Annotated in this window: 18 protein-coding genes; 11 read left to right on the top strand and 7 right to left on the bottom strand. The window is 47.8% G+C overall.

Translation table 11 applies throughout. The features are described from left to right. The first annotated feature begins 74 nt into the window (after nucleotides 1-74). Nucleotides 75-1,082 carry a bestrophin family protein gene (locus ACYVGO_RS17100; protein ID WP_460970312.1) on the top strand — a complete coding sequence of 336 codons (1,008 nt, stop codon included), beginning with the start codon at nucleotides 75-77 and terminating at the stop codon, nucleotides 1,080-1,082. A gap of 108 nt (nucleotides 1,083-1,190) precedes the next feature. On the opposite strand, the gene ACYVGO_RS17095 is transcribed toward ACYVGO_RS17100, so the two are convergent. After that, nucleotides 1,191-2,219 carry an MBL fold metallo-hydrolase gene (locus ACYVGO_RS17095; RefSeq protein WP_460970311.1) on the bottom strand — a complete coding sequence of 343 codons (1,029 nt, stop codon included), beginning with the start codon at nucleotides 2,217-2,219 and terminating at the stop codon, nucleotides 1,191-1,193. A gap of 187 nt (nucleotides 2,220-2,406) precedes the next feature. Here ACYVGO_RS17095 and ACYVGO_RS17090 point away from each other — a divergent pair, with 187 nt between their 5' ends. From ACYVGO_RS17090 to ACYVGO_RS17080, 3 genes are all read left to right on the top strand, one after another. Then, the gene (locus ACYVGO_RS17090; protein ID WP_142772427.1) at nucleotides 2,407-3,060 is read left to right on the top strand and encodes a response regulator; all 654 of its coding nucleotides are present in this window, start codon (nucleotides 2,407-2,409) and stop codon (nucleotides 3,058-3,060) included. Nucleotides 3,061-3,217: 157 nt separating this feature from the next. Continuing rightward, nucleotides 3,218-4,204: an alpha/beta hydrolase gene (locus ACYVGO_RS17085; RefSeq protein ID WP_460970310.1), complete on the top strand. Its 987-nt coding sequence runs from the start codon at nucleotides 3,218-3,220 to the stop codon at nucleotides 4,202-4,204. Between the two features lie 87 nt (nucleotides 4,205-4,291). Then, nucleotides 4,292-5,731, top strand: a complete 1,440-nt coding sequence (locus ACYVGO_RS17080; RefSeq protein WP_460970309.1) for a serine hydrolase — start codon at nucleotides 4,292-4,294, stop codon at nucleotides 5,729-5,731. Nucleotides 5,732-5,846: 115 nt separating this feature from the next. Here ACYVGO_RS17080 and ACYVGO_RS17075 read toward each other — a convergent pair whose 3' ends face one another. Both ACYVGO_RS17075 and ACYVGO_RS17070 read right to left on the bottom strand, forming a co-directional pair. Further along, entirely contained in the window at nucleotides 5,847-6,839 is a 993-nt protein-coding gene (locus ACYVGO_RS17075) for a WD40/YVTN/BNR-like repeat-containing protein (protein ID WP_460970308.1), read from the bottom strand. Nucleotides 6,840-7,078: 239 nt separating this feature from the next. Next, a complete protein-coding gene (locus tag ACYVGO_RS17070) occupies nucleotides 7,079-9,148 on the bottom strand; it encodes a tetratricopeptide repeat-containing sensor histidine kinase (protein ID WP_460970307.1) in 2,070 nt (689 codons plus the stop codon). 307 nt (nucleotides 9,149-9,455) lie between these two features. Between ACYVGO_RS17070 and ACYVGO_RS17065 the strand changes: the two genes are divergently transcribed. The 5 genes from ACYVGO_RS17065 (at nucleotide 9,456) to ACYVGO_RS17045 (ending at nucleotide 15,917) form a co-directional block, all read left to right on the top strand. Beyond that, nucleotides 9,456-11,153, top strand: coding sequence for a trypsin-like peptidase domain-containing protein (locus ACYVGO_RS17065; RefSeq protein WP_142772421.1), 1,698 nt, complete (start codon nucleotides 9,456-9,458; stop codon nucleotides 11,151-11,153). A gap of 110 nt (nucleotides 11,154-11,263) precedes the next feature. Beyond that, on the top strand, nucleotides 11,264-12,460 hold the full coding sequence (locus ACYVGO_RS17060) for a serine/threonine-protein kinase (RefSeq protein ID WP_460970306.1): 1,197 nt from the start codon (nucleotides 11,264-11,266) through the stop codon (nucleotides 12,458-12,460). 12 nt (nucleotides 12,461-12,472) lie between these two features. Continuing rightward, nucleotides 12,473-13,411, top strand: a complete 939-nt coding sequence (locus ACYVGO_RS17055) for a Stp1/IreP family PP2C-type Ser/Thr phosphatase (RefSeq protein ID WP_460970305.1) — start codon at nucleotides 12,473-12,475, stop codon at nucleotides 13,409-13,411. Nucleotides 13,412-13,419: 8 nt separating this feature from the next. Next, nucleotides 13,420-15,234 carry a serine/threonine protein kinase gene (locus ACYVGO_RS17050; protein WP_460970304.1) on the top strand — a complete coding sequence of 605 codons (1,815 nt, stop codon included), beginning with the start codon at nucleotides 13,420-13,422 and terminating at the stop codon, nucleotides 15,232-15,234. Nucleotides 15,235-15,275: 41 nt separating this feature from the next. After that, nucleotides 15,276-15,917, top strand: coding sequence for an autotransporter outer membrane beta-barrel domain-containing protein (locus ACYVGO_RS17045; RefSeq protein ID WP_460970303.1), 642 nt, complete (start codon nucleotides 15,276-15,278; stop codon nucleotides 15,915-15,917). A gap of 79 nt (nucleotides 15,918-15,996) precedes the next feature. Here ACYVGO_RS17045 and ACYVGO_RS17040 read toward each other — a convergent pair whose 3' ends face one another. The 4 genes from ACYVGO_RS17040 to ACYVGO_RS17025 form a co-directional block, all read right to left on the bottom strand. After that, complete coding sequence (locus ACYVGO_RS17040) at nucleotides 15,997-16,500, bottom strand: methylated-DNA--[protein]-cysteine S-methyltransferase (protein ID WP_460970302.1); 504 nt, start codon at nucleotides 16,498-16,500, stop codon at nucleotides 15,997-15,999. Between the two features lie 2 nt (nucleotides 16,501-16,502). Further along, nucleotides 16,503-16,997, bottom strand: coding sequence for an RDD family protein (locus tag ACYVGO_RS17035; RefSeq protein ID WP_460970301.1), 495 nt, complete (start codon nucleotides 16,995-16,997; stop codon nucleotides 16,503-16,505). A 127-nt stretch (nucleotides 16,998-17,124) separates the two neighbouring features. Beyond that, nucleotides 17,125-17,841 carry a YciE/YciF ferroxidase family protein gene (locus tag ACYVGO_RS17030; protein ID WP_460970300.1) on the bottom strand — a complete coding sequence of 239 codons (717 nt, stop codon included), beginning with the start codon at nucleotides 17,839-17,841 and terminating at the stop codon, nucleotides 17,125-17,127. 436 nt (nucleotides 17,842-18,277) lie between these two features. Then, nucleotides 18,278-19,513, bottom strand: a complete 1,236-nt coding sequence (locus ACYVGO_RS17025; protein WP_460970299.1) for a PQQ-dependent sugar dehydrogenase — start codon at nucleotides 19,511-19,513, stop codon at nucleotides 18,278-18,280. Between the two features lie 233 nt (nucleotides 19,514-19,746). Between ACYVGO_RS17025 and ACYVGO_RS17020 the strand changes: the two genes are divergently transcribed. Continuing rightward, complete coding sequence (locus ACYVGO_RS17020) at nucleotides 19,747-20,592, top strand: serine O-acetyltransferase (protein WP_142772412.1); 846 nt, start codon at nucleotides 19,747-19,749, stop codon at nucleotides 20,590-20,592. Nucleotides 20,593-20,718: 126 nt separating this feature from the next. Next, nucleotides 20,719-21,627: a cysteine synthase A gene (gene cysK, locus ACYVGO_RS17015; protein ID WP_460970298.1), complete on the top strand. Its 909-nt coding sequence runs from the start codon at nucleotides 20,719-20,721 to the stop codon at nucleotides 21,625-21,627. The last annotated feature ends 109 nt before the right edge of the window (nucleotides 21,628-21,736 follow it).

Below are 21,736 nucleotides of genomic sequence, written 5' to 3'. Positions count from 1 at the left end.
ATACCCTACTATACCCACTTCACTTACTCCATGATACCACTCACATCACCTACTTCACAAACTCCACCATCACCATGCACGCTGGAAGAAACTATACTGTAAAAGAATTTCTATTCTGGACCCGTCAGAATTTGTACTGGCTGTTGGGAATTAATTGTACAGTAACCATTCTGTATGAAATAGTTGGACTAGAATGGCTAGGCATGCCCTGGGTGCCCATAGCCCTGTTAGGTACAGCTGCAGCCTTCATTGCCGGCTTCCGCAATAACGCTACCTACGCCCGTGCCTGGGAAGCCCGCCAGATTTGGGGTGGCATTGTCAATAGCAGCCGAAGCCTGGGTATTATGGTTCGGGATTTTGTACGGAGCCCAACAACCTCGTCGGGTAGCTCAGCTGCTGTGCACCAGCAGTTACTTTATCGCCATATTGCCTGGCTCACAGCACTGCGATTTCAACTGCGCGAGCCTCGAAAGTGGGAGAATATGCAAAAAAGCTACAATGCAGAATATCGTCAGTTCTACAAGGTACCTGAGCTGGAAAGTAATCTGCCGGATGAACTGCGCACCCTCTTATCGGCCGAGGAAACCAACTATGTGTTAAGCAAGAAAAACCGGGCTACGCAGTTATTAGCCCTTCAATCGAAACACCTACGTGAACTGACTGATGATGGCTGGATCGAGAACTACCGATACGTTGAGCTGGAATTAATGTTAAAGGAACTGTTTGAGCATCAGGGAAAAAGTGAACGCATCAAAAACTTCCCCTACCCTCGCCAGTTCGCTACTATCAACGTATTGTTTATCCGGCTGTTCGTGTTGCTGGTGCCATTTGGTTTACTCAAGGAGTTTGACAAACTCGGCGACCACGCCGTCTGGCTGACCATTCCCTTTGGCGTGTTGGTATCGTGGGTATTTATGAGTTTGGAGCAGGTTGGCGAAAGCACCGAGAACCCATTCGAAGGAAGTGCAAACGACACCCCCATCACCTCCATGAGCCGCACGATTGAAATTGACCTCCGCGAAATGCTCGACGAAACGGATATTCCACCCGCCATGCAACCCGTCAACAATATTTTGTTGTAGTTTTTAATTTCAATACAGAGCCACAGAGAACACAGAGTTTTTTTATATTCCTCGGTTGGCGTAGTACTCTCGTTCTCGCTTAACTTTCCATGGCTCTGTGTTAAAGAATCATTTAAACACCATTGGATGGCCTTCCTTCGGCACTAAAAACTTCTCTTCGGCAATCTTCTTCGTCTGAAGCGCTTTCCGAAGATCATCAGCGGGTTCAACTAGCCCATCGTCGCCCTGCTGAAATGTACCAAAGTGAATACCAACCGCCTGCGTGGCTTTCAGATCAATAAATGCTTGAACAGCCCCGGCGGGCGATACATGAACGGGGGCCATGAACCACTCAGGACGGTAAGAGCCAATGGGTAACAAAGCTAGTTTGATTGGCCCACCTGCCTGCTCACCAATGCGTTTGAAATGAGGCCCGTATCCGCTGTCTCCGCAGAAATAAGTCGTACCAAAACTGGTATGCAACAGGTAGCCACACCAGAGGGTTTCGTCCCTGTCGCCAAGACCCCGGTTACTAAAATGCTGGGCCTGTGTGCAGGTAAGGCGGAGCTTTTCGTTAACCTGCAAGGTATCATTCCAGTCAAGTTCTCGGGTTATGCGCCCGTTTACCGATTTGGGCAGATAGGATACGCCAAGCGGTGTTACAAACAGAGGATTGAAGGCTTTGACCAGTTTTTCAATCGTCGGCAAGTCGAGGTGATCATAGTGATTATGGCTCAGTAGCACAACATCAATGGGCGGCAATTCCTCAAAGCGCAATCCTGGCGGGCGTTTGCGTTTAACCCCAAGCCAGGACGTTGGTCCAACTCGTTTCGACCAAACGGGATCCGTTAGGATATTCAGGCCGTTTGTCTGGATCAGAAAGGTCGAGTGATTCACAAAGGTGAGCACCAGACTATCTCCCTCGATACGCGTGGCCGGTTTAGCCCCGATATAAGCATCGGGTTGTTCAGGCCAGGGGCCTTTATCGCGGTGAAGCAGCCATTTGAGCAAACCACCACTGGTTCGCTCGGGCATTCCCGGATTAAAGAATTTCTTGCCATCGAAGTGATTGGTTATGGGGCCTTTATAGCGCGGGGCGCAGGCAGATATCGTCAAAAGAAGGCTGGACAACAGGAGTAACGGTAGAGCAGTATGCATATCGTGAATATACAAGATTGGCAGCCTGATAGTTTAAAATCTTTCAGGTGCATTAAAATGTGTTGTCGGTTATAAGTAACCGACAACACAATACCATAAATTTACCATACGCTAAAGCAGATGATTGTCAATGGCTGAAACCCGTAGTATATTTGACATATCCCATTCCTCTTGACCCGATTTTTTTATGTCCTCTTCTATTCGTGTACTATTAACCGACGATCACGAAATCATTTTAGATAGTTTATCTTTATTACTCAGCCGAATTGAAGGTGTGGAGGTAATTGGCACCCTAAACGATAGCCGACAAGTCGTTAATTTTCTCCATGAAAACGAGGTCGATATCCTCTTAACGGACATGGATATGCCACTTCTGAATGGAATTAATCTGACGCTCCAGGTTCGGCAGCAATTCCCTCAGATTAAAGTACTGATGCTAACCGTTTCGGAAGATGCCGATAAAATTCGGGAGGCTTTTCGGGCAGGTATTTCGGGTTATGTGATGAAACGGGCGGGCAAAGCCGAGCTGGAAAAAGCAATAAAAACGCTGGCCCGTGGCGAAAAATACTTCTCGGAATCCGTTATGACCCAGTTGATGGCTTTACCCGTAGACACCATACGCCCCTCGGACGAAGCCCCCGCTCCCATTACGCCCCTCACCGACCGCGAAATTGAAATCATCAAACTGGTTGCCCAGGAACTGTCGACCAACGCCATTGCCGATAAGCTATTCATCAGTCCCGGAACCGTTGAAACGCACCGGCACAACATTCTCCGAAAATTAGGCGTCAAAAACTCGATTGGCATTATAAAGTATGCCGTCAAGCACGGGTTGTTGTAGGAAATGGCAGGGGCGTGGGGTTTTTAAATTTTTAAATTGGCGTTAAAACAGCTTTTTTTCTGTCATTCCGACGATAGGAGGAATCTTAGACTCTCCAAATAAGCAACTTTAAGATTCCTCCTATCGTCGGAATGACAGAAAAACTATTTAATTCGGCATGAAAAAAGTATTTAGGAGGATAGCCTACACGCTTATTGCCGTAGTGGCCGCTGTTTTGGTTTTTGGCTTGATACTGGCGTTTCTGCCAACAAAATCAAAGACAAATCATGTAGGGATTTCGCCGGAAGGAGCTTCGAAATTACGGCAGCAGTTCATCGGCCCCCATGACCAGTTTACCACAACGGATGGGGAAACATTATTTCTGCGGAGGTGGAATCCGGACACGATTCTGCCCGCTAAAAAAGACATTGCTGTTCTGATTTTCCATGGCATAACCGCCTACAGTGGTCCCTATGATATGGCTGGAAAACCATTTGCAGCAGGTGGCTATACAACGTTTGGTCTGGATTATCGAGGGCATGGCTTATCGGGTGGAAACCGCGGAGATATCCCTGGTAAAGAAAGATGGATTGCCGATTTAGTGGAGTCGGTTAGGTATATCAAAACGCTTGGTTATCCCAACGTGGTTGTGTTAGGCCATAGCCTGGGCGTAGCTTCTGCGATCTGCGTCGCGGATGCCATTCCCAATGAGCTATCAGGCTTGATACTACTCTCAGGCGCTTACGAAGGCCGAAAAGGGCTGAATAAACCGCCTACCTTGTTCGAGAAAATTAAAATTTTTGCCAGCTCTATATTCCGTCCATCGTATCAGGCGGTTGAATATTATAGAGAAGGCATGACAGTAACAAAAGACCCCCTGTTCAATTTTAGATATACCCTTCGCTTTCTGACCATGTTGAATGTCACGGAACTCCGGCTTCCGAAGACCCTGACTGTTCCGGTGTTGGTAGGGGTTGGCGATAAAGATGAATTGTTTACGATCGATAAAGTGAAAGAGTTCTACGATCTGGTTCCGGGCAATAAAAAGGAATTCTTAGTTATGAAAAACACCACTCACGCTAAAATTCCCCTTGCCAGCTGGGAGCAAGTGGTTGCCTGGATGGATAAAACGTATGATGGTACTAATTACAAAAAAACAAACTGATACCATTCATAACGAATAGCTTAACGCTACACCTACATGCCAGTTTTTAGAAGATGGGGAGCTTACGATAGCTAGCGGCAAAATGAGATGAAACGACTTTTTATATTAATCAGCCTGTTTTCCTTAGCTTTTCTGCCTGGTCAGGCACAAAGCAAGCCAGAACGTTTAGATCAATTGATGAAGTCGTATCATCAGTTTAATATGTTTGATGGTAGCGTTTTAGTGGCTGAGAACGGGAAGGTTATTTATAAACAGGCCTTTGGGATGGCTAATCGGGAGTGGAATATAGCCAATACGACCGACACAAAGTTCATGCTTGGTTCTGTTTCAAAACCGCTGACGGCTATCCTGGTGCTGATACAGGTCCAGAAAGGCTTACTAGATCTGGATAAAACAATTGCTGATTATATTCCTGAATTTTCAAAAAATAACGGTAGTCGTATCAAAATAAAGCAACTCCTGAATCACACATCGGGCATCCCGAATTATGATATCATCAACGACTTCTTCCCAAAAATTAGTCGCCAGTATTTTACCAGGGAGGAGTACATAAAATTATATAAGGACTCATCACTTGTCTTTACGCCGGGCCCCAACTACTACTATAGTAGCTGGGGGTATTTTACACTTGGCTATATTATGGAACGGGTTACGGGAAAATCGTATGCCCAGTTAATGAAAGACGATATTTTCGATAAAATTGGCATGAGTCATTCGGGGTCGTATGCTCATACACAGATTGTGGCGCAACGTGCTTCGGGCTATGATTATAGTTTAGGAGGCTATACCAGTGCTGATTTTCGGGATCAGTCGAATACCATGGGAACGGGCGATCTTTATTCAACCGTCGACGACTTATTCAACTTACATCTGGCTATTACGAATAACTCATTGCTGAATAAAACCCTGACGGACCAGATGTTTACGCCAGGCATACGGCCCTGGCGCTATGGGTTTGGCTGGTTTAATCAGCAGTTTAAGTATACCGCAACCGATAGCGTTTTTACCAATTATCATTTGGGTATGACCGAAGGATTCCTGTCGTTCCTCATTCGCATACCGGAAACCAACAGCCTGATTGTTTTTCTTTGCAATAGTACCCCGACTCATTTTTTTGGCATTACATCGAATCTGATGCGAATTCTTTATGACAAACCCGTTGCGCTGAAACAACCTGTTCATAAAGTTTTAGAAACATCACTAGCCACGCAACATGCCCAAAAAGCGATTGACGACTATAAACGGATGAAAGCGGACACGAGCCGGTATTATATCGACTGGCTAGCCATGGATCAACTTGGCAATCAATTAGTTACCTTAAAACGATATGAGGATGCACGGCTTATTTTCGAAAACAACGTTACCGAATTTCCTGGACGAGATATCGCATTAGTCAGCCTGGCAAAAACCTACGAAGCGTTACATCGTAAAAAAGATGCGATAGCAACGTATCAGAAAGCCATTGCCGTTAATCCAACCAATGAGGAAGCCAAAAACAGACTAAAAACGTTATTGGCCCCTGAGTAATGAGTAATCGTACTGATCAGGTTAGGATCATTATAGTCATTTACTTAAGAATTAAACTTCACTTTATTTTGTATGACCCCGACGGGGTCATACAAAATAGCAAATAATGTAATTTTCAACATCCTCCATCCTTGGGTATGGCATAAATCACGTTGCCTGAAACCGATAAATTGAAGACTTTATTGTCGATAGAAGGAAGTAACAGTTCCCATGTTTTTCCCTTATCTGATGATCTAAAAATGCCGCCAGGATGACCACAAAAGAAGTATTCACCAACCTGAATAATTGAGGAAATTGAAAGGCTTGCCGGAAGGCCGGCATCAATGGGCTGCCAGGTTTTACCGTCGTCGTAGGATGTTCGCACTCGTCTGGTTTCCGACTCTGAATTGTACGTAATAACCGCAAATCCGCCTTTGATGCGTTCTACAGCGATGCCCACACCGCCCTCGCTAATTACACAATTCCAGTTCTCACCATCATCGGTCGACACTATTATACCCTTCTGGCTGGTCGCCATCAGCACACCGTTTGACTCAACCAATTTCATTACCCAGCCTCCTGCATAGACTTGTTTCCAGGTTTTTCCACTGTTGGTGGATTTAAAAAGGCCGTTGTTGTAACCGACAAAAAATGCACCTTCATCACTTTCAAAAAAGGTGCGTACTTCCCTCTCTTGCAAATTCGTGTACATTGGCGACCATACACTCGTTCCGTTTATTTTTTGTAAAAATTGGCCATTGTAATTGTAGGCAACTATCCCAGTCTTACCAGGAATAAGGCTGCTATATTTTTCAGGGGAAATCTCTTTTTCCCAAAAAGGAGCTGTGGAATTTGGTTTACTATGATATATCCCATTTCCAGCACTTATATAGAGCTCACTATCATGGTCAACGAAACTATCCGCTGGCAAATTTTCAGGTAGCCCTTCGCTAATGTCCTGCCATGTCTGTCCGCCATCTGTAGATTTAAAAACGATGTTTGCAGCTCCAGCCTTATCTCTTTTTTGTTTTTGCTGACTAGCCAGTAGTGGGGATAACTGTGGAAATTCTAACGCCTGATAAAATGAGAATTGCAAAAGGAAAAATAAAACAAGGCTATAGCTATTCATGACTATAATTGATTTGATAAAACAATACAGTAAAGGTATTGGGCGTCAACTATCCTGACGTTTTTTAGTAGTAAAGAGTTATAAACGAGATGTAAAAGTTTGTAAAACCACCGAAAACCTCGTCCATTGTCCTAAGTTGTCTGATTTAGATTCACACGAAATCCTGTCAATCAATTTCAAGCTGAGAGAGGCTCATTGCCTTCGTCCAACTCGACTTTATAGATGTACCCTGGGTAACCCTACACCGCAACCGGAATCTGAACATGTATACACGTTCCTCCCTGCGCCGGGTTCGATACCAGATAGGTGCCTCCCAGCCGCTCCAGGCGCGACTTAATGTTCTGTAACCCAAAGCCATCCTGATTCTTCTCCGGTTGCATCCCCTGACCGTCGTCCTGTACCGTCAGGGTTAGAAAGCCATTCCGGCGTGTTAACGAAATATCAGCCTGACGGGCTTTGGCGTGTTTCAGGATGTTGTTCACCAATTCGAGCGTGATCGTATAGAGATCATAGGCCGTTTTGCCTCGCACATCCTCTCCCGATTGGTCAACTTCTACCTGAAATCGGGTTCGGTTCTGAACGTTTAGGGTATCTGTTAACTTGACCAACGCTGCCTGGAGGCCCAATTTTTCGAGAATTTCGGGCATGAGATTGTGCGAAATAGACCGGATATCTTCATACACTTCGCCCATGTGATCAAGCAATCGGGCGTGCTCCCGGTGCTGCTCGGTATCGAACTGCGAGGTATCGAAGGCTTCGAACCGCCATTTCAGCGCTGATACTTTAGATGCAACACTATCATGCAACTCACTGGCCACTCGTTTGCGTTCCAGCGTCTGTCCCCGGTATAAAGCCGCTTCAATTTCGGCGTTTTTCTGGGAGAGTTCCTCATTTCTGATCTTCAATCGGCGGTTATTCCAGAATACAAAACTGAGGACACCCGCAACCAGTAGTAACAAGGTAATGAGCAGGTTACGCGTCTGTTCCAGTTTGTCGTTTTCCAGCGATTGAATTCGTACTTCCTGTTGCGCCTGCTTCAACCGAACACCTTGTTGCTTTTTCTCGAAATCATAGGTCATGCTGGCCACAGTGGCTTTCTGCATGGCCTCTTCGTTCAGCATGGTATCGGCTTCGGCTTTGTACCACTTAAAATACCGTAGCGCTTTGGCGGGCTCTCCCAAATGATCGTAAGCTTCGGCCAGTTGGCGAACGTATTCCGTTCGTTCGGGGCGCATTTCTTTTACATCTTTAGTCCAGGCCAGTCCTGCCTGAGCGTACGGAATCACACGCCTGTACTGTTTTAGTGCCAGATAAATCTTACCGAAATTAGCCTGAGCATTATGTTCCAGCGCTTCCTGCGTTTTCTCTACAGTTTTTCGATAAATATCCTGCGATAATTGACTGTATTTAAGTGCTTTATCGAATTGTTTAAGTTCAATATACATTCGACCAACCGAGCCATAGGCCCTGGCCAGATGACTGGGCTGGTAAGGCGTAGTGTACGCTTTTATCTGCTGAAAAAACAATGCCAGAGCCTGAGTATAGTTGTCTTCTTTTTCAAGTATTTCGGCTTTTCGACTCAGGATAAACGTCCGGATCATCCCATCATTTAGTCGGTCGGCTACCTTTTCGGCTTCCGTAAAACAAGCCATCGCTTCGGTATACCGTCTGAGTTTTATATAGGCAGAACCCAGGTTGGGTAAAGTAGATCGGAGGCCTTTCCAATCCTGTATCGACTCCTGAATCCGTCGGGTATTGAGCCATAAGTTAATAGCTGCTACATAATTCCCTTCGCCCATCTTCATGATCGCCATTTCGTTGTGTACCTGCGCTTCCCATTTTTGATCGTGGGCTTGCTGGAACTTCTGTAATGCTTTGTCCAGCAAGTTTCTGGCTTCAGGAAGTTTGTCCATGATATTCTCATACAGTTGCGCCCTTCGCAGAAACACCTGTCCCTGCAAAGACAAATCATGGATGGCAATAGCCTGTTGTTGAGCCGAATCTAATTGCGCATGAGCCGATCTGGTGTCCGACAGATAATCCGCTTCAATCCGGGCCAGTGCCAGCCGGGCGCGAATCTCACCCGTGGCGTAGTTGGTCTGCCTGGCTACGTGCATTGCCTGGTAAAGCATCTGGCGGGCCAGCGAGTCATAGCCATTCCACCACAGATTAGTTGCCAGCTCATGCATCGTTTTCACCCGATTACTGTCTAGAGGTAGCTTGGTTAGCTGGTTCCGTAACGAATCGATGGTTGGATTCTGGGCAACGGCTATTGTGCAGGTTAGAAAGAGGAATAGAACGTAGCGCATAACTAAAGAGCGAATGAGTGAAAGAGTAGATGAGCGAACGAGCGAAAGGGATAATGAGTGCTTGCTGGTTTTCGCACTTTCACTCATTTACTCATTCACTTATTCACTCATTCGCTATCCAAAGTAGTCATTTAACAAGCTCAATGACAAGGAGCTGGATCAAAATATAGGAAAACCTATAGATGAAAAATATAGGTTCGACGGGAAGCAAATCAGGGCTTTCCCCGATTTCCCACCGACGGCCCATCCGCCAACTTTGTGTCAGTCAAACGGCAATCACTTTTCACCCCAAGACATATACAAAATCATGGCAACTCTAGTCAATCGTTACGTCATCCGTCACTTAACCGGTAGCAAAGCAAATCAGGTCGAAGAGTTCGATTACAAGAAATACAATGAACTGAGCTTCGGCCGGGCCACCACCAATGTTATCCGATTCGATCCGGAACGCGACTCAGCCGTTTCCCGCGATCACGGCAAAATTGTCCGCGACCCTGGTAACGAGCTATCATTCAGTGTTGTAGACAACAACTCCCGAAACGGCATTTTCGTCAACAAGAGCCGCATCAGCAACTCCGCTCCTATTCAGCCTGGCGATGAAATTCAACTGGGTCAGGGCGGTCCTGTTTTCCAGTTCGATTTGAACCCGCGCCCTGCCGAACTAATGATGAGCACCCGCGTTGTCGACATTCCGTCGTTCAAACCAACGACAGAAATGAGCCTGGCCGAAACCCATAGCGGATCGAACGAAAGCGATATCGCAGTTCCGCACAAAGTTGGCCTTGGCAAACAAACCGTTGAGCGGATGATGATGACCGAGCGTCGGAAAACAAACAAGGGCGTGTTGCTGAGCGTAGCTGGTTTGCTGGTTGTATTATCCGGGCTGGGTTATGCCTTCAAAGACAAAATCAAGCCAGACACCAAAACCTATTACGTGAAAACGAAGGAGGTCATTCATGAGGGTGTCAAAGACAATAGCCTAAACGCCGAACAGATTGCTACTGCCAACACCAGCAAAGTTGTTTTCATTGAATTTGGCTATAAGCTAACGTACACCCCAACTGGCGACGACATTTACCACGAATACATGCCCGTAAAGCAGAAAGACGGAAGTGTAGTTAACGTGGCCATGTATATTGAAACGTCTTCGGGTAAAATTGAACCCTTACTGGGTCTAAAGCGAAATGTGGCCGTTGGCAAGCCAATTGCCATGGCAGGAGCCAGTGGAACCGGCTTTGTTGTATCGCCCCAGGGGCATATTCTGACGAACCGACACGTAGCAGCCGCCTGGAATTCCTATTACAGCTTCCCGCAGGATGCCTTCCCTGGTATGTTGTTGGTAGAAGGGGCTAAAGGTTGGGAAATTAGCCCAACGCCAGTACAGGAATTCCGTTGGGTGCCCGGCGAAACCCAGTTCTTCGGCAAAAAGCCAATGTCAGGGAAAGTAATTGAAGGCGAGAACACCTACCTCGACGTTACCTTCAATAAGAACGAGCAACGGTTCCCAGCGCAGGGTAAGCCCATTGTTTCCTCGAAACACGATGTAGCCATTATTAAAATCGACCTGCCCGAAACGCTCACCCCGGTTAAACTGCGCGATGCCGACAAAGATATTGCCGTTGGTCAGCCGATCACGGTTATGGGTTACCCCGGCATTTCACCTGATGTTTTCGTAGGCGAGTATTCGTCTGACTTTGCCAACCGGAATCCACAGGTCGTTAAAGTGCCCGACGTAACGGTCACACCGGGCAATATTGGTAAGATTCTGCGCGGACAGTCGGCCGGGAAAGCAGCCGCTTACTACAGCGAATTTGGTGACTACTACCAGCTTACAGCCAATGCAACGGGAGCAGGCAACAGTGGTGGGCCCGTATTTGACAAAGATGGTAACGCCATTGGTATATTCTCCGCCAGCACCAGCCGGGAAGATGCCACCCGAATCACCTTCGCAATCCCCATCAAATACGGTCTGGAGTTAATGGGCCGTCGGCAAGTGGTTGAATAATAACTGTTTAAAGTTTGTAGTTCGTAGTTTGAAGTTGGCTGACGCTTAATCAGGCTACCGTAACATCAAACTACGAACTTCAGACTCCAAACTATAAACTCCGTCTATCCATGCTACCCGCTCACTCCTACCTCCACCGCGTTGTTGCTGGCTACCGCCTGACCGATTACGTCGGTGCGGGGGGAATGGGGGAAGTGTTTAAAGCATGGAATCTGGAAACGGGTCGGCAGGCGGCCGTGAAAGTTTTATACCGACCTGAGTTTGCTGCCCGGTTCCGCAACGAAGCATCGCTTCAGGCATCTATTTCGCATCCCAATATTGCTGCCCTGTACGATGTCACGCTGATTGATGAGCGCCCGGCGCTGGTTATCGAATGGATCGACGGACTATCCCTGGATGAGTTGATTCGGCGGAGAGAACGACTGAGTAACGAAGAAGCAAGCCGGATCATCCGGCAAATTGCCAGGGCCGTTGCTTACCTGCATCAGATGGGCATTATACACCGGGATCTGAAACCGTCAAATATTCGGATTCGCCCCGATGGTCAGGTTAAAGTGCTTGATTTCGGAATTGCCAAAGGGCGCTATACCCCTCAACTAACAAAGGTTGGGCACGCCGTTGGAACGTCTGAATTTATGGCCCCCGAGCAGTTTCGGGCTCAGGTTGAACCAAAATCGGATGTTTGGGCGCTGGGTGTTCTACTCTACGAAATGACAACGGGGCACCTGCCCTTCGACGAACGGAATCCGCTTCTTCTACGCCATCAAATTGAACATGGGCACTTCACCCGCCCGCTCTTACTTAACCCTACCCTTTCGCCGGAACTGGCATCCGTGATTATCCAATGCCTGCAAACAAATCCAGCCAAACGACCCAATGCCTCAGACATTGAATCAATCCTGGAAAAACCGGTTGAACAAGGATTTATTGCAGAAAACCTTTTCTCACTACCAGCCTTACCAACGGTCAACTGGCCTGTCAATTTCCGGTACTGGCTTTTGGCCGGAGCCATCAGTATAGCCGCGATTACCTTCGTCAACCGCACCGTAACGAAGCCTGTAAAACCCGTAGAGACAATTATCCAGCCTACTGAACAGTATGAACAGATTCGGGTCGAAGTACTCAACGCCGACTATGATCTTGAGCTTGTTATGCCCGATGGCAGCGTACAATCCAAAGAACCCTTTGTGGTAAAACGGACACCCGGCCAGCCACTTCCGATTACCATTCGGCACCTGGGAGCCGAGCAGCAGTTTATCATTGACCCCGAAGTACAGGACCTTTATCAGTGTTATTTTGACCGATAGCCCCCCGCGCTCATGAAAAATTTCTTTAACTGGCTATTCGGCAGCAACGATCCGGCCGCGCTTCCGGAAACCGCCGAATCGGTTGTTGAACAACCCACCAGCCCTGCGCCAACTGGAAGCTCACCGGTCGATGAAGTCAACGCCGTGGTGGTTTCTGATCTGGGCAATGTCCGGCAAAACAATGAAGATACCGGCCTGTTTGTCCGCCTGGCCGACGAAGGCCTTCGTCGGATTAAAGGCCATCTCCTGCTCGTAGCCGATGGCATGGGTGGGCATCTGGCCGGAGAGGTAGCCAGCCAAATGGCCGCCGAAATCGTGAACCGGGAATATTTTCAGCATTCTGAATCCATTGAGAAAAGTTTGTTACGAGCATTCCAGATGGCCAATCGGCAGATCTTCGATGAAGCCCGGCAGCACGATGCGTTTCGAGGCATGGGCACCACCTGCACAGCCATTGTGGTTCATGACCAGCAACTTTACTTCGCCCACGTGGGCGATAGCCGGGCCTACTTATTTAAAACGGGGCAGCTTATCCAGTTAACCCAGGATCATACCTATATCCAGGAGTTACTTCGGTCGGGCGAGATTACCCCCGAAGCCGCTGCCAGCCATCCGGAACGAAACGTGCTGACGCAGGCAATGGGTACCAAAGCCGATGTTCGGGTGGATTTGGGACGATGTGTTCTGCCTTTCGATGCGGGAGACCGGCTGTTACTCTGCTCCGATGGTCTGTATGAATATTGCCTCGATGCCGATTTCATACAGGTATTGCAACAGGCCAACCTGCATGATGCCGCCGACGAATTAGTCAAACTAGCGAAGAACCGGGGCGGACACGACAATATAACCATTGTGCTTGCCGAGCGGGTCGTTTCCGATACCACAACGACCACCAAAGAAACCCGTGAAATCGACTTGCCCTTCACTCGTGATCTGGAACTACCTCAATGACAACCGCCATGCAACCAACTATGAAAGGCCGATTGATCCATCACTACCGCGTTGAATCGCTACTGGGCGAAGGCGGGATGGGGACCGTATATCAGGCCATTGATACGCATCTCGAACGACTTGTTGCGGTCAAGATGCTACACACTCATCTGGTTAACCAGACCTCGTTCATGGAGCGTTTCCGCAACGAAGCGCTGATTCTGGCCCGGCTCAACCACCCCAATATTGCTGTTGTGTATAATTTCCTGCAGGATGGTTCCGATTATTTCATGGCCATGGAGTACGTTGAAGGTGACAGCCTGGAAAGTCTGGTTCGAAAAACCGGCGCTTTACCCGCTTCGGTGGCCGCTGAGATCACCCGTCAGGGCTTGGAAGGGCTCGCCCATGCGCACCGGAAAGGTATTTTACACCGCGACATAAAGCCCGCCAACCTGATGCTTACGCCAGAAGGCAGCATCAAATTAATGGATTTCGGGATCGCCCGTGTAGTTGGCAACCAACGCCTGACGCAGGTCAACCGTATTGTGGGAACGCTGGAATACATGGCCCCAGAACTCGTTCAGGGAGAAGCGCCTTCACCTGCTTCGGACCTGTACGCCATGGGTATTCTGTTGTATGAATTACTCTCAGGAAAACTCCCTTTTGCCAGCAAAACGGATTATGCCCTGATGCAGGCAATTATCCGGGAGAAACCTATTGCCCTTCGGAAACTGAACGCGAATGTCCCGAAAGAGCTGGAAGCAATTGTCAATAAAGCCCTTGAGAAAAATCCGGCCAAGCGGTTTGCCGATGCCAGGGAATTTCAAAAAGCACTTCAGCCGTTTTTTTCGCAAATACCCTCTCTCGATCCATCGCTACTGGTTGCGCCAAAGCCTGCACCCACTACGGATGTATTGAACATTCAGCCCGTCCGTAAAACGGTATTGCTCGAAACAACCGAGATTCAGCCAGAGCGAAAATCAACCAACAAATTACAGACTACAAGCTGGGTATCCGACAATTGGCAAACGCTCTTGGCAGGTATCTTCATTCTGATTGCCTTCGTTTTTATTGGGTTATTATTTTTCGACAGATCCGACGATACCCTATCAACGCATCAGGCTCAAACAGGCGTCACGAGTAACACCGTAGCATCCGGATTAGCCAAACAACCGGTAGAGCCAGCCACTGCTACGGTGGCAGTAAACGAAACCCCATCCAACAAGCCCAGTACCATTGCCGTACCCGAGCCCAGGCAGGAGCAACCAGCTCCCGAGGAAAAGAAGGTTATTGGAAAGCAGCCCAAATCGGTCAGCCCTCGCCCCTATAGTAATAGCCCTGTCCTGGTTAAAAAGCCAGTCGCTGGATCACCGGAAATCCCTAAGCCCACTGAAACGCCAGCGAATCCAGGCACCCCAGCTACCCGATCGGAGCCAGCACCTGAAGCCATAATTCCTAAATCTACCGTCACCCACAAATCCATTGCCATCCGACGTCTACGGGTTAACCTGGCTCTGGTTGATGGACTTTCTTCGGATGGCTCTCAGGAAGGTCAGTCCATCCGCTTTCGGGTCACCGAGCCAGTGATGAGCGATGGCGAAGTGGTCATTCAAAGCGGAGCAATGGCATATGGTGAAATAAGTCGGATCAAACGGGCCGATGGCGATGTGTTCCGCAAGAAAAACCTACTTGAATTTCGGATTACGGCTGTTGAAGCGGTGAATGGCAAACGCATTGCCCTTCGGTCGGCTACCTTCAGCGACGAGGCCAAAGGACAAGCGGTACTGTTCCGGTCCGGGCAAACATTTGAAGTCCGAACCGGCGACGATGTCCTGAATTTTTAAGAACACCTTACTACATTTCCTCACTTAATAGCTTGATTATCATGAAATCCATCCGATTTTCATTCCTTTTCTTCGGCGTAATTTTATTCGTATCGAACAGCCTATGGGCGCAGACGATCCGCCAGAAATCGACTACCGAAGGGCTCAGTTTTACGTTACAGGGGCATTATCTGGGCTGGTCCTCAGATCATTTTCAATATTTAGACGAGAATGCTGGCAGCGGACCAGGTATTGGTGGTCGGGTGGGATATGGTTTTAATCAACGACTCGATGTCTTTGCTCAATATGATATTGCCTTCCTGGACGCAACCAAAATAGCAGGAAAGTCTTTCCATTTTTCCCATGCAACAGCCGGTCTGCGTTTTAATTTTTCGACAACGACCCAGGCCTTACGCCCCTTTGCTGAACTGGGTTACGCCTATCAAACAGGTAAGGCAGATCTAGTACTCAATGGAAATGGCGGACGCGACAATATTTTATTTAAGGGTGGTGCTTTACATGTTGGAGCAGGTCTTAATTACTTTGTCTCGTTACCGGTTGCGATAACACTAAACGGAAGCTTACAGGCAGGCGCAAAATCACCCGTTTATGTAACCGGTGTCAATTATTTCGATGAAAAGGCCGATGTAATGGCGTTTCGCATCTCGTTGGGTGTGGTCGTGTATTTGAGTGAGTTGTTTTGAAAATGGAACGCTGATGACGCATATTGAGCAGATTGATTAGGATAAAATCATTTTTAATCCACTCATCAGCGTTCTATTCTTAAAACAACGACAACTGGCTCGACTTAGCGAAAGCCCCTTCGTGTTCCAGAAGCCACTGTTTGCGCCATAGGCCACCCGCATAACCCGTTAGTGAGCCATCGGAACCGATGATGCGGTGGCAGGGCACTACAATCCAGAGTGGATTCCGGCCATTGGCAGCGGCTACCGCCCGGATCGCTTTTTCATCGCCAATCCGACGGGACAGAGCCAGATAAGATTGTGTTGTGCCGAAGGGTACATCCAGCAAAGCCTGCCAAACCGTTTGCTGAAAAGTGGTTCCTGATGGATTCAACGGAAAATCAAACGTTTGGCGGCTTCCTGCGAAATAATCTTTTAGTTGCTGAACGGCCGCCTGAACTGGTTCCACAAGGGGAGAGATCAGCTGGATTTCAGGGGTTATTTCCTGGGCTGAACTATCGGTGCAGGAAATAACCGCAACGCCTTTTTCATCGCCGGAGACACGTACTAAACCAAGGGGTGAGTCAAAAACAACAGTTACCATGACTATTCCGGTATGTTTCGAAGCGACTGATCCAACGTTAATGCAGGTAAATCATCAACAACCATGGTATGCGACATCCGGTCATGCATACCAATGGGCGCGGCCTGAAAAAAGGTTAACCCATCAAATGGGATTAGGCGGGCAAAATTACGCCCTAAACAAGTCTTAACATCAGGCTTATTCCCCTCCTGATCCACAACCTTCGTTTTAGTTATGATCTTTCCAGGCGTCTTGCCCAACCATATTTCGAAAGCAAGGTAATAGATCACAAAAAGTAATGAACTCAGGACCTGATTAAGTATCGGGTGAATACGACTCAGCGAGTCAAGGAATTCAGGACTAATCAGGGCAATGGCAGTACCAAGCGTACCGAAAATGATATAGAAAAATACCGTGTCAATCAGCAGATTTGCCAGCCGGTTTGTCCAGCGGGTAGGCTTTAGGGGCTGCGCTAAAAGCTCACTGGCATCAAGTAGGTCTCGAGATGGGCTGTCCATTGGGGTAAAACGTGCAGGTTAAATACGGCCCATAAAAAAGATGAATTTTCGGCACATCTCAACGAATTGAGGGCCAGAAAATTCATCTTTTTATTGTTGAATCAACCAGTCTACTTCTAATGAACTATTAGATGCCTGATGTGCCAGCCAATGGTGTACTGGCATTACCACTATAGGTCGTACCCGTTGGATTACTGCTTCTGGTCGGGTCATCGTAGCGAGTCCCATCCGGATTAACTACGCCCCATTTGTTAAAATCATCCGCGTCATCATCATTCCGGTAAGATGATCCGCTATCTTCCGACGAAGCCCGGCTATTAACGAATGACTCGGCTAGTGTCGTTAACTTTTTATCGGCATTTTTCTCTTCATTCAAGGTTTGTTCCAGTAGCCGCGCAGCCTGCTGATAGCCAAGAACCTGTGCCAGCGTAACAACCGAACCGTACGAAGCAATTTCGTGATGCTCAACTTTCTGTCCAGCTATGATCAAACCGGCATCACGTGTCAATGAGCCAGAATCGGTATTCGAAACAACCCGTTGCGCATCGTCTACCAATCCATCAATAGCGTCGCAGGAGCCCTCTTCGGCATCTACCCCAATGCTACTGAATACCTGCTCCAGTCGGGCTACATGGTTCCGGGTTTCCTCCTGATGATGCAAAAAAGCATTCCGCACTTCGTCGGTTGTGGATGCATCGGCTTGCTCGCCCAGTGCATCTACAGCCTGTTTTTCAGCATAATAAATGTCCTTGAGTTCATTAACAAACAAACCCTTGAGGCCTTCCTGCGTTTCCGTGTCCGTGCCTCCGAAAAAGTTAGCGATGCGTTCTCCAAACGTTGCCATGATTACTGTGGTTTTGAGTTAACTAAATTGGTTTTGTCTTCTCAGTATGCCATTTTAGGGCCAACACCTGATAGTCTGGCATTTACGGCTTTTCGTACCCTATTTGTGTTTCAATTTCTCTACAGGTTCTGTAGATTATAAACACTAAATCCACGAACACCAAGTTTAGGAAGCGTAGACTAAGTTTAACAATTACATAATAGTAGTCGTTGGCGATTGGCCCCGATGGGGTCAAATGTTTATAGTAAAACCTCATTTCTACAAACATCTGACCCCGTCGGGGTCACACTAGGGGGACGTGAGACTTAGATAATTCAACAGATTAATTTTTTATATCTTAACCACAGAGGTATCGAGAATACTGAGTACTAAAAATCAACCTTTTAGTACTCAGTATTCTCGATACCTCTGTGGTTAACTAGTAACTATTCGCTTTTCAGTTATTGGCCATCAGTTTAAGAATCTTGCCCCCGCCGTATTCACAGAGATAAAGCTCATTTCTCTGATCTTCGCCGAAGGCCGAAATAGCGCCTGCTCCCGAAACAAGTTCCTGGTTCGTAGCCGATTTTGTACCATTGGGTGTTAACGCCCAAACACGGCCGCTGGCATAATCGGCATAGATGTACTTTCCGCGCAAGTCCGGATTTGCCGAACCACGGTAAACAACGCCACCCGTGATCGATACGTCGCCATTGCTGTGTGAATATTGCCAGATGGGCGCGATCAGCTCAGCCGCATTCGCGTTGTCTTTCGTGTTGTAGTCGGCATTCCCTTCTTTGATGCGCCAGCCGTAATTCCCTCCTTTCGTAACGATATCCACTTCTTCAATGGCGTTCTGACCAACATCACCTACCCATAGTTGACCTTTCTCATCGAAACTGATCCGCCATGGATTCCGAAGGCCATAGGCAAAAATTTCTTCGCGGTAACCGTTGGTGTTGTCTTTAAAGGGATTATCCTTCGGGATACCATATTGACTTTTATCGGTGCTGTTTACATCAACGCGCAGGATTTTCCCTAACCAGCTACTCCGGTTCTGTCCGTTATTCTGTGGATCTCCCCCGCTTCCACCATCACCGGTAGACACGTACAAATACCCGTCTGGCCCAAACAGGACTTTGCCGCCGTTGTGGTTGGAATAAGGCTGATCAAACCGAAATAGAATTACTTCCGAACCAGGGTCAACCGTTGACGCATTGGCTGAGGATGCCTTGAATCGACTTACAATGGTTTCGCGAGGATTACTTTTCGTATAGTTGACATAGAAAAAGCCATTTTGCTTAAAATCGGGATGAAAGGCCAGGCCCAGCAATCCCATTTCTCCACCCGATGCCACCTTCGAACGTATGTCTAAATAGATCCCCGCCGAAGCCGTATTGGCGTCGTTTTCAACTACCCGTATCCGCCCGGCCTGCTCCACGACGAACACTCGATTGGTGCCATCATTCGCATACGTATACTCAACCGGTGAGTCGAAAGTCAATTTTGGATAGGCATTAACAACTTTTACCAGCGCGGTGCCGGACATACTGCCAGTCGAATCCGCAACAATAGCATCGGCCTGTTTTGCGGGCTGACAAGCTATTGCGACGATCCAGGAGACGCCCGATGTAGCTATCAGTGAAATGACAAACGTGACGATGGTTTTACTAAACATGAGGATTCCTTTCATTAGTTTCTAAAATTTATCCTGCAAATCAGACTCCAATTGGTATCGGCGAACTTTGCGGCCCGCATTTTGTTCCAAAATCATAGAATCTGTTTGTGTTAGATTCCAACTTTGTTCGTTTAACAACTAGTCCCTCAGGGTCGTGTTTCTACAGAACGGGGTGCAGATTCTACTATAGTCTATCTTAAAAACTAACAACTAGTAGTGACATTTGATTTACTAAGCAACAAAACACCATGACCACGGCGACCAATACCCTCCTTGACCACCTTCAGGCTCAGCGTTCACACTATCGCTACAAACTTCCCTCCCGGCCTGACGCCGGACGATTTATTGACCAGTTAATGCGGTTGCTGTTCCCGGTCACGCAGGATTGTAAGTCGATTTCGCAGCACGTAGAAGAGACGTATCAGAGTTTACATGAGCAACTGACGAACCTCCTGTGCCCACTGGAAAAAAACCTATCCGAAAACCCCGCTGAAATTACAGAGCGTTTTTTCGATCAGCTACCATTTATTTACGATAGCCTGCTGCTGGATGCGCATGCCATTGTCGATAATGATCCGGCTTCGGTTGGTATTGAAGAAGTGGTAGCGGTTTATCCGGGATTTTATGCCATCTCGGTCTATCGAATTGCGCATGAATTACTGAAACTCAATGTACCCCTCCTGCCCCGGATGCTCACTGAATATGCGCATGGCCAGACGGGGATCGATATTCACCCCGGTGCCCAGATTGGTCAGTCATTTTTCATTGACCACGGTACAGGTGTTGTTATCGGCGAAACCACGGTTATTGGGAATAACGTAAAAATCTATCAGGGTGTAACCCTCGGTGCTACCCACGTTGCCAAGTCGATGGCGCAGAAAAAACGTCACCCAACCATCGAAAATAACGTTGTCATTTATGCAAATGCCACAATTTTAGGTGGCCATACCATTGTGGGTCACGACTCGGTTATCGGCGGTAACGTCTGGTTAACGAGTAGCGTTGAAGCCCACTCTCTCGTGTTCCACCAGCACCAAACCGAAGTCCGGATAAAGTCGCTGGAGTCTGTTGAACCAATCAATTTTGTCATCTAGTATAGTGGAGTGAGTGAACTAGGTGTAGTGAGTGGAGTAAAGCTACTAGAAGAACGACTACACCTATTTCACCTACTCCACTCATCCAACATACTCCACTTACTTCACTCCCTTAACTAACCACCAATGAAAGCTACTACTATTCTCAATACCATCGGCCAAACGCCCTGCGTGCGTATTAACCGTTTATTTCCGGGCTACGAAGTCTGGACCAAGCTGGAACGAGCCAACCCTGGCGCAAGCATCAAAGACCGGATTGCACTGGCCATGATTGAAGACGCTGAAGCCAAGGGCCTGCTTACATCTGACAGCACCATTATTGAGCCTACATCCGGCAATACGGGCATTGGTCTGGCCATGGTAGCTGCCGTAAAAGGGTACAAGATCATTCTGGTCATGCCCGAGTCGATGAGTATCGAACGCCGGAAAATCATGGCTGCCTACGGCGCTGAATTTGATTTGACAGCCCGCGAGAAAGGGATGAAAGGGGCTATCGAACGCGCTCATGAACTGGTAGCACAAACACCAGGGGCGTGGATGCCCCAGCAATTCGAGAACCAGGCCAACATCGATGTCCATGTGCGTACCACAGCCGAAGAAATTCTGGCTGACTTTCCTGAGGGGTTCGATGTACTGATTACCGGCGTAGGCACCGGTGGCCATATTACCGGCGTAGGGCAGGTTCTTAAACAGAAATTCCCTGCGCTAAAAATCTATGCAGTCGAGCCTGAATTGTCGCCCGTCATAAGCGGAGGAGCTCCGGGCCCACACCCGATTCAGGGTATTGGAGCGGGCTTTATTCCAAAAAACCTTCATACCGACCTGCTGGATGGCACCATTCAGGTGAGTAAAGACGACGCATACGAAATGGCACGTCGGTCGGCAAAAGAAGAGGGTATATTCGTAGGTGTTTCCTCAGGAGCTTCCCTAGCAGCCGTTGCCAAAAAACTACCCGACATTGCCCCCGGCAGTCGGATTTTAACCTTCTGTTATGATACCGGTGAGCGGTATTTATCAATAGAAGGGTTATATTAGGACTAAAGTGGAGTGAGTGAACTAGGTGGAGTAAGTTAAGTGGGGATAAAGTAGTACCTACTCCACCTACTTCACTCACTCCACTACTTCACTACACTCAACGTTCACT

Source organism: Spirosoma migulaei (assembly GCF_054776855.1).
Note: the sequence above shows the minus strand (reverse complement) of the source record. Positions and strands in the feature narration are given on the sequence as shown.

Bases quoted from the DNA above. Each gene is read 5' to 3' on its own strand.
- ACYVGO_RS17100 (WP_460970312.1), top strand. From the start codon at position 75: ATGCACGCTGGAAGAAACTATACTGTAAAAGAATTTCTATTCTGGACC.
- ACYVGO_RS17095 (WP_460970311.1), bottom strand. From the start codon at position 2,219: ATGCATACTGCTCTACCGTTACTCCTGTTGTCCAGCCTTCTTTTGACG.
- ACYVGO_RS17090 (WP_142772427.1), top strand. From the start codon at position 2,407: ATGTCCTCTTCTATTCGTGTACTATTAACCGACGATCACGAAATCATT.
- ACYVGO_RS17085 (WP_460970310.1), top strand. From the start codon at position 3,218: ATGAAAAAAGTATTTAGGAGGATAGCCTACACGCTTATTGCCGTAGTG.
- ACYVGO_RS17080 (WP_460970309.1), top strand. From the start codon at position 4,292: ATGAAACGACTTTTTATATTAATCAGCCTGTTTTCCTTAGCTTTTCTG.
- ACYVGO_RS17075 (WP_460970308.1), bottom strand. From the start codon at position 6,839: ATGAATAGCTATAGCCTTGTTTTATTTTTCCTTTTGCAATTCTCATTT.
- ACYVGO_RS17070 (WP_460970307.1), bottom strand. From the start codon at position 9,148: ATGCGCTACGTTCTATTCCTCTTTCTAACCTGCACAATAGCCGTTGCC.
- ACYVGO_RS17065 (WP_142772421.1), top strand. From the start codon at position 9,456: ATGGCAACTCTAGTCAATCGTTACGTCATCCGTCACTTAACCGGTAGC.
- ACYVGO_RS17060 (WP_460970306.1), top strand. From the start codon at position 11,264: ATGCTACCCGCTCACTCCTACCTCCACCGCGTTGTTGCTGGCTACCGC.
- ACYVGO_RS17055 (WP_460970305.1), top strand. From the start codon at position 12,473: ATGAAAAATTTCTTTAACTGGCTATTCGGCAGCAACGATCCGGCCGCG.
- ACYVGO_RS17050 (WP_460970304.1), top strand. From the start codon at position 13,420: ATGCAACCAACTATGAAAGGCCGATTGATCCATCACTACCGCGTTGAA.
- ACYVGO_RS17045 (WP_460970303.1), top strand. From the start codon at position 15,276: ATGAAATCCATCCGATTTTCATTCCTTTTCTTCGGCGTAATTTTATTC.
- ACYVGO_RS17040 (WP_460970302.1), bottom strand. From the start codon at position 16,500: ATGGTAACTGTTGTTTTTGACTCACCCCTTGGTTTAGTACGTGTCTCC.
- ACYVGO_RS17035 (WP_460970301.1), bottom strand. From the start codon at position 16,997: ATGGACAGCCCATCTCGAGACCTACTTGATGCCAGTGAGCTTTTAGCG.
- ACYVGO_RS17030 (WP_460970300.1), bottom strand. From the start codon at position 17,841: ATGGCAACGTTTGGAGAACGCATCGCTAACTTTTTCGGAGGCACGGAC.
- ACYVGO_RS17025 (WP_460970299.1), bottom strand. From the start codon at position 19,513: ATGAAAGGAATCCTCATGTTTAGTAAAACCATCGTCACGTTTGTCATT.
- ACYVGO_RS17020 (WP_142772412.1), top strand. From the start codon at position 19,747: ATGACCACGGCGACCAATACCCTCCTTGACCACCTTCAGGCTCAGCGT.
- cysK (WP_460970298.1), top strand. From the start codon at position 20,719: ATGAAAGCTACTACTATTCTCAATACCATCGGCCAAACGCCCTGCGTG.